General features: G+C 68.6%; 11 protein-coding genes. 5 read left to right on the top strand and 6 right to left on the bottom strand.

Translation table 11 applies throughout. The annotated features are described in order from the left end of the window. Positions 1 to 76: 76 nt before the first annotated feature. Entirely contained in the window at positions 77 to 718 is a 642-nt protein-coding gene (locus tag N1032_RS05110) for a TetR/AcrR family transcriptional regulator (RefSeq protein ID WP_259537861.1), read from the bottom strand. A gap of 106 nt (positions 719 to 824) precedes the next feature. Here N1032_RS05110 and N1032_RS05105 point away from each other — a divergent pair, with 106 nt between their 5' ends. Then, positions 825 to 1874 carry an App1 family protein gene (locus tag N1032_RS05105; RefSeq protein WP_259537860.1) on the top strand — a complete coding sequence of 350 codons (1050 nt, stop codon included), beginning with the start codon at positions 825 to 827 and terminating at the stop codon, positions 1872 to 1874. Positions 1875 to 1902: 28 nt separating this feature from the next. Here the strand turns inward: N1032_RS05105 and N1032_RS05100 are convergent, their stop codons facing one another. Continuing rightward, entirely contained in the window at positions 1903 to 3345 is a 1443-nt protein-coding gene (locus tag N1032_RS05100) for a helix-turn-helix transcriptional regulator (protein ID WP_259537859.1), read from the bottom strand. 112 nt (positions 3346 to 3457) lie between these two features. Here N1032_RS05100 and N1032_RS05095 point away from each other — a divergent pair, with 112 nt between their 5' ends. From N1032_RS05095 to N1032_RS05080, 4 genes are all read left to right on the top strand, one after another. Further along, positions 3458 to 5293 carry a phosphoenolpyruvate carboxykinase (GTP) gene (locus N1032_RS05095; protein WP_259537858.1) on the top strand — a complete coding sequence of 612 codons (1836 nt, stop codon included), beginning with the start codon at positions 3458 to 3460 and terminating at the stop codon, positions 5291 to 5293. Between the two features lie 120 nt (positions 5294 to 5413). Continuing rightward, positions 5414 to 8023 carry a valine--tRNA ligase gene (valS, locus tag N1032_RS05090; protein WP_259537857.1) on the top strand — a complete coding sequence of 870 codons (2610 nt, stop codon included), beginning with the start codon at positions 5414 to 5416 and terminating at the stop codon, positions 8021 to 8023. A 62-nt stretch (positions 8024 to 8085) separates the two neighbouring features. Continuing rightward, the gene (locus N1032_RS05085) at positions 8086 to 8532 is read left to right on the top strand and encodes a GNAT family N-acetyltransferase (RefSeq protein ID WP_259537856.1); all 447 of its coding nucleotides are present in this window, start codon (positions 8086 to 8088) and stop codon (positions 8530 to 8532) included. Positions 8533 to 8536: 4 nt separating this feature from the next. Further along, positions 8537 to 8779 carry a hypothetical protein gene (locus N1032_RS05080; RefSeq protein ID WP_259537855.1) on the top strand — a complete coding sequence of 81 codons (243 nt, stop codon included), beginning with the start codon at positions 8537 to 8539 and terminating at the stop codon, positions 8777 to 8779. On the opposite strand, the gene N1032_RS05075 is transcribed toward N1032_RS05080, so the two are convergent. The 4 genes from N1032_RS05075 to N1032_RS05060 form a co-directional block, all read right to left on the bottom strand. Continuing rightward, positions 8763 to 10121 carry a benzoate/H(+) symporter BenE family transporter gene (locus tag N1032_RS05075; RefSeq protein WP_259537854.1) on the bottom strand — a complete coding sequence of 453 codons (1359 nt, stop codon included), beginning with the start codon at positions 10119 to 10121 and terminating at the stop codon, positions 8763 to 8765. The two genes, N1032_RS05080 and N1032_RS05075, sit on opposite strands and share 17 nt — an antisense overlap. Then, positions 10048 to 11325, bottom strand: a complete 1278-nt coding sequence (clpX, locus tag N1032_RS05070; RefSeq protein WP_259537853.1) for an ATP-dependent Clp protease ATP-binding subunit ClpX — start codon at positions 11323 to 11325, stop codon at positions 10048 to 10050. The genes N1032_RS05075 and clpX overlap by 74 nt, the downstream gene beginning before the upstream one ends. A gap of 10 nt (positions 11326 to 11335) precedes the next feature. Next, the gene (locus N1032_RS05065; RefSeq protein ID WP_259537852.1) at positions 11336 to 11893 is read right to left on the bottom strand and encodes an AAA family ATPase; all 558 of its coding nucleotides are present in this window, start codon (positions 11891 to 11893) and stop codon (positions 11336 to 11338) included. Positions 11894 to 12008: 115 nt separating this feature from the next. Continuing rightward, a complete protein-coding gene (locus tag N1032_RS05060) occupies positions 12009 to 12674 on the bottom strand; it encodes an ATP-dependent Clp protease proteolytic subunit (protein ID WP_259507741.1) in 666 nt (221 codons plus the stop codon).

The raw sequence follows: 12674 nt of genomic DNA, 5'->3' as shown, positions 1-12674 counted from the left end.
TGCGATCCACCCTCAACCCAAACATCGTTCGGGCCAATCGCAAAGCCCCCTCGTCAGAGAAGGTCACATTGCCGGTTCAGGCGTGAACCGACGAGCCCAGGTAGGAGCCCACCACCGCGCGGGTGGCGGCGATCGCGGCCTCGTCGCCCCGCGGGGCGGAGATGAACGCGCGCACGATGAGGGCATCGGCGATCGTCAGGGCGATGTCGAGCCGGTTCACCAGGTCGTCGTCGACGACGCCGAGCTCGTCGGTGAGGATCGCCGCGAGCGGGCCAGCGACACGAGCGGATGTCGTGCCGCCCTCGACCTCGGGAAGAGCGATCTGGTCGCTCAGGCGGATCGAGGTGTAACCGGGCTCGGTGCGATGCATCTCGACCGAGGCGTCGATGAGGCAGTCGAACACCCCGTCGATCGTGCTGGGGCTGGCCGCCTCGAGGTTGTCGACGCTCTTGCGCAGAAAGCGCTCGAACCCGCGCAGGCTCATGGCGCTGAGCACCGCGATGCGGTCGGGGAAGTAGCGGTAGACCGTTCCGATCGACGCACCGGCGCGTTCGGCGACCATGGCGGTCGTGAGCCGCTCGATGCCCACCTCGGCCACCACGGCGGATGCCGCGTCGAGCAGTGCTCCGATGCGCTCGCTACTGCGTGCTTGAACCGGCTCGTTCCGTACTTGCCCGGTCGTCGTCAGCGCACCGCTTATTAGGTCGTTGAATGACACTCCGCCCGTCCTTCCCGAAATCCCGACACCCAAGTCTAGTTCCGCCCATCCTGGCAGGCACACCAGCCGAGCGCACGCTTCGGGCAGACCGTGACAGACTGGACGGGTGCCAGAAGAGACAGCCGCGGCACCCCGGCTGCACCGTGCCGCCCGAATCGACGACGCGATCCACGAGTTCCGCGAGAAGTGGGCTCGGCGTCGTGGGCACTTGCCGACGGTGATTCCCTACACCGGCTACGGCTCCACCGCCCGCATCCGCGTGCTCGGCCGCGTGCTGCTCACCAAGCAGCCCAAACCCGGCTCCCGCGCCGCCCGCACGATGCAGCGGCGCGAAGAACGGGTGCGCGGCTGGCGCAGCTTCACGAGCGTGCCGGTCGGCGACGTCGAGGTGACGATCGAGGTGGAGGGCATCGTGCGCACGGTGCACGCCGACCGCGGCGGGGTGGTCGACACGTCGGTCGACGTCGAGCTCGAGCCCGGCTGGCACACCATCACCATGCAGACCGCCGGAGCGGAGGCGGTCGAGGCGCCCGTCTACATCGTGGCCCCCGGCACCGACTTCGGCGTGGTGTGCGACATCGACGACACCGTGATGGTCACCGCGCTGCCGCGGCCCTTCCTCGCCTTCTGGAACACGTTCGTGCTCGACGAGCACGCGCGCATCCCCACCCCCGGCATGGCCGTCTTCCTCGAGCGCCTGCTGTCCGAGCACTCCGGCGCCCCGGTCATCTACCTCTCGACCGGCGCCTGGAACGTGGCGCCGACCCTGTCGCGATTCCTCTCGCGCAACCTCTACCCCCGCGGGCCCCTGCTGCTGACCGACTGGGGGCCGACGCACGACCGCTTCTTCCGCAGCGGCCGCGAGCACAAGGAGACGAACCTCCGCCGCCTCGCGCAGGAGTTCCCCGACATCCGCTGGGTGCTGATCGGCGACGACGGCCAGCACGACGAGGAGATCTACGGCGGCTTCGCCCTCGACCAGCCCGACCACGTGCGCGCCATCGCCATCCGCCAGCTCTCCACGAGTGAGGCGGTTCTGGCCGGCGGTCGCTCCAAGCTCGACCAGGTGCCGCTCGAGAACGCGACTCCGTGGGTGTTCGCACCCGACGGCGCCGGCCTCTCCGAGGGCCTCAAGAAGGTCATCGCCGACGACTGAGCCCGCTCAGCCGGCCGAAGGAGCGCGCTCAGCTGGCCGAGTGGTTCTCGAGGAACTGGTAGACCTCGTTCTCGTCGACACCCGGGAACTTGCCCGAGGGCAGGGGCGACAGGATGTGGGCGTGCAGCTTCGCGCTCGGCCACGCGGCCGACGACCACCGGTCGGCGAGGTCCGACGCGGGCTTGCGGCAGCAGGCTTCGTCGGGGCAGGTGGACTGCACCCGCCCTTGCGTGTCGCGGCCGCGGAACCACTTGGCCTCGGAGAACGGCACGCCGAACGAGATCGAGAACTCACCGGCATCCGTCTTGCCCGTCTGCGTCGCGCACCAGAACGTGCCCGCCGGGGTGTCGGTGTACTGGTAGAACTCGGTGGTGCGGTTGGTGCGGCCGAGCGCACTGCGCGCCGCCCATTTGCGGCACACGAGCTGGCCCTCCACGGCTCCGGTGACGTCGACCGGCAGGGGCAGTCCGTCGTTCTCGTACGCCTTGTAGATGGCGCCGTCCTCCCCCACCCTCAAGAAGTGCACGGGCATGTCGAGGTGCGAGGTGGCGAGGTTGGTCATGCGCAGCGCAGCGGCCTCGTGGGTGACGCCGAACGCGTCACGGAAGTCTTCGATCGAGAGGTCTTTGCGCTGCTTGGCCGCGCTCAGGAAGGCGACGGATGCCGTCTGCGGCATGAGACAGGCGGCGGCGAAGTAGTTGATCTCGAGCCGCTGCTGCAAGAACTCGGCGTAGCTCTGCGGCGGCGTGTGCCCGAGCAGTCGATGCGCCATGGCCTGCAGCGCCATCGACCGCAGGCCGTGGCCGCCCGGGATCGACGCGGGCGGCAGGTAGATGCGGCCGTTCTCGAGGTCGGTCACCGAGCGCGCCGAGTGCGGCAGGTTGTCGACGTAGATGAGGGTGAAGCCGAGACTCTCCGCGAGCAGCGAGACGCTGCGGTGGGTCAGCGCGCCTGAGGTGTGGCCCACCGTGGCGAGCGTGTCCTCGGCCAGTTGCTCGAGCTCGGGCAGGTAGTTGTTCTTCTGCCGCATCGCGAGCCGGTTCTCGGTGTTCGCGCGCCGGGCCTCCTCGGGCGTCGCGATCGACTGGGTGGCCCGGCGCAGCAGTTCGCGATGGAGCCCCACCAGCGACTCGAGGGTCTCGAGCGGCAGATTGCGGCTGGCCGGCACCACGGGCAGGCCGAGCGAGGCATACAGCGGGCTGTTCTGGGCCTTCGCGAGCTCGATCTCGAGGGCCGTGCGCGCATCCGGAGCCTCGGCGCTCAACAGGTCGGGCACGGGCACGCCGAGTTCGGTCGAGAGCGACTGCAGCAGTGAGAGCTTCGGCTCGCGCCGGCCGTTCTCGATGAGCGAGAGCTGGCTGCCGACCACGCCGACCCGGGCTCCGAGCTGGTCGAGCGTGAGCCCCTGCTGCTTGCGGTGATGACGGATGCGCCGGCCGAGGGTGATGAGATCGCTGCTGGTGTCGGTCAATTTTTTCTCCCGTAAAGATCCGCCGATCTTTCCGGCGAATTTTTCTGAATCTAGCCCAATCTGCCCGGATAGTGGAAGAACCGAGAACAAATTGACGAGAAACGGACTCTCGATGAGCATCCTGGAAACCACCACAATGATCGATGTCGACGGCCCCAGCTCCAACCCCGACGTGAACGAGTGGGTGCGCGACGTCGCGCTGCTCACCAAGCCCGACTCCATCGTGTGGTGCGACGGCTCGACCCGAGAGTGGGACGACCTCACCAAGATGATGGTCGCCCAGGGCACCCTCATCCGCCTCAACCCGGAATGGCGCCCCAACAGCTTCCTCGCCCGCAGCGACCCCGCCGACGTGGCGCGCGTCGAGGACCGCACCTTCATCTGCTCCGAGAACGAAGCGGATGCCGGCCCCACCAACAACTGGCGCAACCCCTTCGCCATGCGCGAAGAGCTCACCACGCTGTTCGCCGGCAGCATGCGCGGCCGCACCATGTATGTCGTGCCGTTCTCGATGGGCCCGCTGGGTGGCCCGATCTCCCAGCTCGGCGTGCAGATCACCGACTCGCCCTACGTTGTCGTCAGCATGCAGCTGATGACCCGCATGGGCGTCGAGGCGCTCGACCTCATCGGCCCCGAGACGCCCTGGGTGCCGGCTCTGCACTCGCTCGGCGCCCCGCTCATCGACGACGAGGGCACCCGCCACGACGACGTGGCCTGGCCGCACAACCCGACGAAGTACATCAGCCACTTCCCCGAGACCCGCGAGATCTGGTCGTTCGGCTCGGGCTACGGCGGAAACGCCCTGCTCGGCAAGAAATGCTTCGCGCTGCGCATCGCCTCGGTCATGGCGCGCGACGAGGGCTGGCTCGCCGAGCACATGCTGATCATCAAGATCACGAGCCCCGAGGGCAAGGTCTACCACGTGGCTGCGGCCTTCCCCTCGGCGTGCGGCAAGACCAACCTGGCGATGCTCAACCCCTCCATCCCCGGCTGGCAGGTCGAGACCATCGGCGACGACATCGCCTGGATGCGCCCCGGCTCCGATGGCAAGCTGCGCGCCATCAACCCCGAACGCGGCTTCTTCGGCGTCGCCCCCGGCACCGGCATCACCACCAACCCCACGGCGGTCGACACCGTCTGGGGCAACACGATCTTCACCAACGTCGCCCTGCGCGACGACGGCGACGTGTGGTGGGAGGGCCTCACCCCCAAGGCGCCGTCGCACCTGCTCGACTGGCAGGGCGAGGAGTGGACGCCGTCGTCGTCGACCCCGGCGGCGCATCCGAATTCCCGGTTCACCGTCACGGCCGACCAGTGCCCCTCGATCGCGAACGACTGGGACGCCCCCGAGGGCGTCGTGATCGACGCCATTCTGTTCGGCGGCCGCCGCCCGAGCACCGTTCCCCTGGTGTCGCAGGCGCGCGACTGGTCGCACGGCGTGTTCATGGGCGCCACGATGGCGTCGGAGACCACCGCCGCGGCCGAGGGTGCCGTCGGGCGCCTGCGTCACGATCCCTTCGCCATGCTGCCGTTCTGCGGCTACGACATCACCGACTACTTCGCGCACTGGCTCGAGATCGGCGAGGCGCTGGGCACGGATGCGCCGCCCATCTTCTCGGTGAACTGGTTCCGCAAAGACGCCGACGGCCGGTTCATCTGGCCCGGGTTCAGCGAGAACTCGCGCGTCATCGAGTGGATCGTGCGCCGCCTCGAGGGCGAGGTCGAGGTGATCGACTCCCCGATCGGCAAGCTGCCCCGCGTGCGCGACTTCAACGTCGACGGACTCGACATCGCCTACGAAGACCTGCAGGCGATCCTCTCGGTCGACCGCCCGGCCTGGCACCGCGAGGTGGGCGAGATCGGGGCGTACTTCGACGAGCTCGGCAGCGACCGCATCCCCGAGCAGCTGAATCGCGAGCTGGCCACCCTCAAGGCGAACATCCGCTGACCGGTCGTGGTCGGCGGCGCCCCACCGCGGCCGACCACGACTCGAGCGGTATCCTGGTAGCACCACAGTGAGGCACCTCTCCACCTGACACGGTGCCGCCTATATCGCCAGGAGGCCCTTGTGACCGCGAACGTGCCCGACAAACCCGCTCTCGAGGGGCTCGAGAAGAAGTGGGACGCCGAGTGGGCGGCCCGCGGCACCTACCTCTTCCCGCGTGAAGGCGCGACCCGCGAGAGCGTCTACTCGATCGACACGCCCCCGCCGACGGCGTCGGGCTCGCTGCACATCGGGCACGTCTTCTCCTACACGCACACCGACGTCATCGCGCGCTTCCAGCGCATGACGGGCAAGCGGGTCTTCTACCCCATCGGCTGGGACGACAACGGGCTGCCCACCGAGCGCCGGGTGCAGAACTACTACGGCGTGCGGGTCGACCCGTCGCTGCCCTACGACTCCTCGTTCAGTCCCCCGCAGGAGGGCGGCGACGGCAAGAGCAGCAAGGCCGCCGACCAGCTGCCCATCTCGCGGCGCAACTTCATCGAGCTGTGCGAGCGGCTCACCCTCGAAGACGAGAAGCAGTTCGAGGCGCTCTGGCGCGACCTCGGCCTCTCGGTCGACTGGACGCAGACCTATCGCACCATCGGCGAGGAGTCGCTGAAGGCGAGCCAACTGGCCTTCGTGCGCAACGTCGAGCGCGGCGAGGCCTACCAGGCCATGGCGCCGACGCTGTGGGATGTCACGTTCCGCACCGCCGTGGCCCAAGCCGAGCTCGAAGACAAGGAGCAGCCAGGCGCTTATCACCGCATCGCCTTCCACCGGCCTGACGGTGAGCCCGTCTTCATCGAGACGACCCGCCCCGAACTGCTGCCGGCCTGTGTGGCCCTGGTGGCGCATCCGGATGACGAGCGCTACCAGTCGCTGTTCGGCACCACGGTCACCACCCCGGTGTTCGGCGTCGAGGTTCCGGTCGTCGCCCATCACCTCGCTCAGGCCGACAAAGGGTCGGGTATCGCCATGATCTGCACCTTCGGCGACCTCACCGACGTCATCTGGTGGCGCGACCTCGACCTGCCGAACCGCGCGATCATCGGCTTCGACGGCCGCATCGTGAGCGACCCGCCCGCCGCCATCACCTCCGAAGCCGGCCGGGAGGCCTATGCGCAACTCGCCGGCAAGACCGTCTTCTCGGCCAAGCAGGCCGTCGTCGAGCTGCTCCGCGCGTCGGGCGACCTCATCGGCGACCCGAAGCCGATCGTGCACCCCGTGAAGTTCTTCGAGAAGGGCGACCGCCCGCTCGAGATCGTGTCGACCAGGCAGTGGTACATCAAGAACGGCGCGCGCGACGAAGAGCTGCGCGCCCGCCTGCTGGCCGAGGGCGCGGCGCTCGAGTGGCATCCGGAGTTCATGAAGGTGCGCTACGAGAACTGGGTCGGCGGCCTCACCGGCGACTGGCTCATCTCGCGCCAGCGCTTCTTCGGCGTGCCGCTGCCGGTGTGGTACCCGCTCGACGCCGACGGCAACCCGGTGTTCGACGAGCCGATCGTGGCCACCCCCGACATCCTGCCGGTCGACCCGTCGTCGGATGCCGCGCCCGGCTTCGACGAGTCGCAGCGCGGTGTTCCCGGCGGCTTCCAGGGCGAGGTCGACGTGATGGACACCTGGGCCACCTCGTCGCTCACCCCGCAGCTCGCGGGCGGCTGGGAGCGCGACGACGAGCTCTTCGGCATGGTGTTCCCCTACGACCTGCGGCCTCAGGGGCAGGACATCATCCGCACCTGGCTGTTCTCGTCGATGCTGCGGTCGTTGCTCGAAGAGGGCGTCAAGCCGTGGCAGCACGCGGCCCTGTCGGGATTCATCGTCGATCCCGACCGCAAGAAGATGTCGAAATCGAAGGGCAACGTCGTCACCCCGGCCGACATCCTCGCGTCGCACGGCTCCGACGCCGTGCGCTACTGGGCCGCTTCGTCGCGGCTCGGCACCGATGCGGCCTTCGACGAGAAGAACCCCACCCAGATCAAGATCGGGCGGCGCCTGGCCATCAAGATCCTGAACGCGGCGAAGTTCGTCTACGGCTTCGCGCTGCCCGAGGGCCGCTACGGCATCGTCAACCCGCTCGACACGAGCATGCTCGCCGAACTCGATGCGGTCGTGGCATCCGCCACCGCCGATCTCGGCGGCTACGACCACGCTCGAGCGCTCGAGACCGTCGAGCGGTTCTTCTGGACGTTCTGCGACGACTACCTCGAGCTCGTGAAGGAACGGGCCTACCGCGACGAGGCCGACCCGGCCGAGAAGGCCTCCGCGGTGCTCGCGCTGCAGGCGGCGATCGACGTCATGCTGCGCCTGCTCGCGCCCTACCTGCCGTTCGCGACCGAAGAGGTGTGGTCGTGGACCCACGACGACTCGGTGCACACGAGCGAGTGGCCGCGGTCGGCCTGGCCGACGGATGCCGCGGCCGACGCCTCGGGCGACCCTCGGGTGCTGGCGCTCGCCGGTCGTGCCCTCGTGGGCATCCGTCGCGCCAAGACCGATGCGAAGGCATCGCAGAAGACGCCGGTCGCGAGCGCGACGATCGCCGGTCCCGACGACGAGATCGCGTTGCTGCAGCTCGCCGCGGCCGATCTGCGCGCGGTGGGCCGGATCGCCGAGTTGCGGTTCGCCTCCGCCGACGAACTCCTGGTCAGCGATATAGTTCTAGCGCCCGAGGACAAGCCGGAGGTCGCCGGATGAGCACCATCAGCAGCACCGGCAGTATTAGCAGTACCACCAGCAGTGCCAGCGAGGAGGCGACGATGCCGATCACGGTCCGACCCATCGAGACCGGGGAGTTCTTTCCCTGGCATGCCGTCTACTCCGGCTACGGCGAGTTCTATGAGCAGCCGCTGCACGACGAGAAGGCCGTGCTGGTGTGGAGCTGGATCATCGACGACGTCAACGAACTGGAGTGCCTCGTGGCGGTCGACGAGGGCGGCGAGGTGGTGGGCCTCGCGCACTTCCGCGAGTTCGCCCGGCCGCTGGCCGGCAGCCGCGGCCTCTACCTCGACGACCTGTTCGTGCTGCCCGAGAAGCGCCACCAGGGCATCGCCACCGCGCTGATCGAGGGCGTCGCCGACGTCGGTCGCGCTCGTGGCGCGAGTGTGGTGCGCTGGATCACCGCGAAAGACAACGAGGCCGCGCGCTCGCTCTACAAGAACGTGGCCGAGAAGACCCAGTGGGTCACTTACGACAAGGCGCTCTGACACGATGATCCAACTCGGAACCCGCTGGCTGGTCGGCGACGAACCGCCGTCGCGGTTGCCTCAGGTGGTCATCGACGCGATCTACGAGATCGAGGGCGAACTGGCCGAGCAGGGGGTGGCGGCCTCCGGCGAGTGGAGCTGGACGCTCACCTGGCTCGAGGGCAAGCCGGTCGTCGAGCTCGACGACGAGACGGTGGTCGAATACGACGCCGACACCGACACCGCGGTGGTCACTCCCGGTCACTGACCTCGGGTCGGGGCGTCGAGAGGTCGGTGCGGGGCGCGCGGCGCCAGGGGAACGCGCTCCACAGCATGATCACGCCGCCGACGAGCAGGCCCCAGAACGCTGATCCGATGCTCACGATCGTGACCCCGGATGCGGTGACCAGGAAGGTCGCGATCGCTGGAATGCGATGGGCCGGCTCTTCGATGGCGCTCGCCACGGAAGTGACGAGCGCGCCGAGCAGGGCGAGCCCCGCCACCGCCTCGATGAGGATGGGCGGCGCGGCCGAGATGAGCGCCGTGGCGGCCCCGGCCGCGAGACCGAAGACGACGTAGAGGATGCCGGCGGTGACCGAGGCCACCCAGCGCTTCGAGCGGTCGGTGTGCGAGTCGGGCCCGGCCATGATGGCGGCGGTGATCGCGGCGAGGTTGACCGCGTGGCCGCCGAAGAACGAGCCGGCCATGGTGCCGATGCCCGAGGCCAGCAGGGCGGGCCGGGGCGGAACCGTGTAGCCGAAGGTCGACATCACGGCGAACCCGGGCACGTTCTGGCCGGCCATCGTCACGATGAACAGCGGCAGGCCGAGGCTCACGATCACGAGCGGGTCGAACCGGGGCAGCACGAAGGTGACGGTCGGAGCGAGGCTCGCCTGCGACAGCCAGCCCGACCCGGCGGTCACGCCGATGCCGATCGCGGCGACCGCCATGGCCGCGGGCACCGCCCAGCGCGGTGCGAAGCGGAACAGGATCAGCCAGGTCAGCACGACCGGTAGCGCCAGCAGCGGAATCTCGACGGCCGCGGTGATCGGCGCCAGACAGATCGGGAACAGGATGCCCGCGAGCATCGCACTGGCGAGGGGCTTCGGGATCCGGGTGATCGAGCGCCCGAGAGCGGGCCACAGCCCGCACAGCACGATCAACGCCCCGCAGACCAGGAACGCCCCGGTGGCGGCGCCGAAGTCGTTGGTGGTGGCCGCGGCCGCGACCAGCAACGCCGCTCCGGGAGTCGACCACGCGAAGGCGATCGGCATGCGGAACCAGGCGGCCAAAAGGATGCAGCACAGACCGCTGATCACGCAGACGGCGAGCAGGCCGCTGGAGGCCTGCGCGTCGGTCGCGCCGACGGCCCGGAGGCCCGCGACGACGAGCACGAACGAACTGGCGAACCCGGTGATGGCCGAGACGATGCCGGCCGAAATGGGCTGGATGATGAGCGTGCCTTCCCCCGCCCGGCGCCCGCCCTTCGTGGAACGCCGGTCGATCGTGGAGCCGGCGGACAGCCGGCCCGCGGTGCTAGGCCGACTTCTCCTCGCGGCGCGCCTTGCGCGGAACGATGGTGGGCGCCGCGTTCTCGAGCACGGCCTCACGGGTCACGATGACCCGGGCGACCTCGTCGGTCGACGGCACCTCGAACATGATCGGGCCGAGCACTTCTTCCATGATCGCGCGCAGGCCTCGGGCTCCGGTCTGGCGCAGCACGGCTAGGTCGGCGATGGCCTCGAGCGCATCGGTCTCGAAGTCGAGCTCGACGCCGTCGAGCTCGAACATGCGCTGATATTGCCGCACCAGCGCGTTGCGCGGTTCGGTGAGGATCTGCATGAGCGCCGACTGGTCGAGCGGCGTGACGGTCGTGACGACCGGCAGGCGGCCGATGAACTCGGGGATGAGCCCGAACTTGTGCAGGTCTTCGGGCAGCACCTCGCCGAACAGGTTGGCGTCGGCTTTCTTGCTGTAGAGCGGCGAGTTGAACCCGATGCCGCGCTTGCCGGCCCGCTGCGAGATGATCTCTTCCAGCCCCGCGAAGGCGCCCGCCACGATGAACAGCACGTTGGTGGTGTCGATCTGGATGAACTCCTGGTGCGGGTGCTTGCGGCCGCCCTGCGGGGGAACGCTGGCGACGGTGCCCTCGAGGATCTTCAGCAGCGCCTGCTGCACGCCCTCGCCCGAGACGTCACGGGTGATCGACGGGTTCTCGGCCTTGCGGGCGATCTTGTCGACCTCGTCGATGTAGATGATGCCCGTCTCGGCCCGCTTGACGTCGTAGTCGGCGGCCTGGATGAGCTTGAGCAGGATGTTCTCGACGTCTTCGCCGACGTAGCCCGCCTCAGTGAGGGCGGTGGCGTCGGCCACGGCGAACGGCACGTTGAGCCGCTTCGCCAGGGTCTGTGCCAGGTAGGTCTTGCCGCACCCGGTCGGGCCGATGAGCAGGATGTTGCTCTTGGCGATCTCGACCTCGGAGGCCTGCGCCTCGGCCGACACGATCGCCGTGCGGGCCCGGGTGCGCTTGTAGTGGTTGTAGACGGCGACGGAGAGGGCGCGCTTCGCGGCATCCTGACCGATGACGTACTCCTCGAGGAACGAGTAGATCTCTTTCGGCTTCGGCAACTCGAACTCGCCGGCCGCTTCTTCGCTGGCCTCGGACAGGCGTTCTTCGATGATCTCGTTGCACAACTCGACGCACTCGTCGCAGATGTAGACGCCGGGACCGGCGATGAGCTGCTGAACCTGCTTCTGGCTCTTTCCGCAGAATGAGCACTTGAGCAGGTCGGCGCTCTCTCCTATGCGTGCCATGCCCAGCCTCCTAAACGCTGTGTTCTGACGAGCCTAACCCGAACGTCCGACAAGCACGGCCAACGACGCCACATTCCCCGCATCCGCCGCTCAATCGATGATGTGACGCAGGTAACGGCCGGGCGCATCCAGGAAGCGGCGCCAATGGCCCACGAGCTCGAGCTGCTCCCACTCGGTGCGGCGGATGCCCCACTCGCCGAGCTCGAGGATGGTGGCTCCCGGCAGGGAGGCGAGCACCGTGGCTCATCTCGTGCAGGTCGCCGTCGGGCGAACCCGGCAGCTGCTCGAGGTAGCTGTAGTAGCTGTGCATGGTCTCGGCGCGCAGGAAGAAGCCCCAGCGCGGCGCCACCAGTCCGCGGTCGAGCTTCAGCCACTCCCCCAGCGGAGACTCGCTGGCCCGGGTGCTCCCCCCGCCGTTGCGGCTGCCGCCCTCGGCCGGGAACCCGAACGCCATCGCGATGCCCTCCAGCACCGTCGACTTGCCGCTGCCGTTCTCGCCCACCAGGAAGGTGACGCCCGGATCGAGCTCCAGTCCACCCTGCAGCTGGGCGACGGCGGGAACCGTCATGGGCCAGGAACCAGCGACAGCCGGGACATCCGAGAAGAAGGAGATCTTCCGGACGGCCCGGCTGTCGGTCAACCAGTCCTGGTCGGACACGGCGACGGTTCGGCGCGCAGTGAGGTCAGCTGACCAGCGCCGGCACGTTCTTGCGCGAGGTCAGCACCTGGTCGATGAGGCCGTATTCGAGCGCCTCGTCGGCCGAGAGGATCTTGTCGCGGTCGATGTCTTTGTTGACCTGCTCGAGCGTGCGGTTCGAGTGGTGCGAAAGCGTGCCCTCGAGCCACTCGCGCATGCGCAGGATCTCGCGGGCCTGGATCTCGATGTCGGACGCCTGGCCGCCGCCCTGGCCGGTGGCCGGCTGGTGGATCAGGATGCGCGCGTTCGGCAGGGCGAGGCGCTTGCCCGGCGTTCCGGCCGCGAGCAGCACGGCGGCGGCGGAGGCCGCCTGGCCGAGGCACACGGTCTGGATCTGCGGGCGCACGTACTGCATGGTGTCGTAGATCGCCGTCATCGCGGTGAACGATCCACCGGGCGAGTTGATGTACATCTCGATGTCGCGATCGGGATCCTGCGACTCGAGCACCAGCAGCTGGGCCATGATGTCGTCGGCCGAGGCGTCGTCGATCTGCACGCCGAGGAAGATGATGCGGTCTTCGAACAGCTTCGCGTAGGGGTCTTGGCGCTTGAACCCGTAGGCCGTGCGCTCTTCGAATGTCGGCAGGATGTAGCGGTCCGTCGGCATGGTGCCGTTACGGTAGGCGCTCGCACCGAACGTGGGTGTCTCCAT

Source organism: Herbiconiux daphne, from assembly GCF_024979295.1.
GTDB classification, from domain to species: Bacteria; Actinomycetota; Actinomycetes; order Actinomycetales; family Microbacteriaceae; genus Herbiconiux; species Herbiconiux daphnes.
This window is presented reverse-complemented; position numbering and strand designations above follow the sequence as displayed.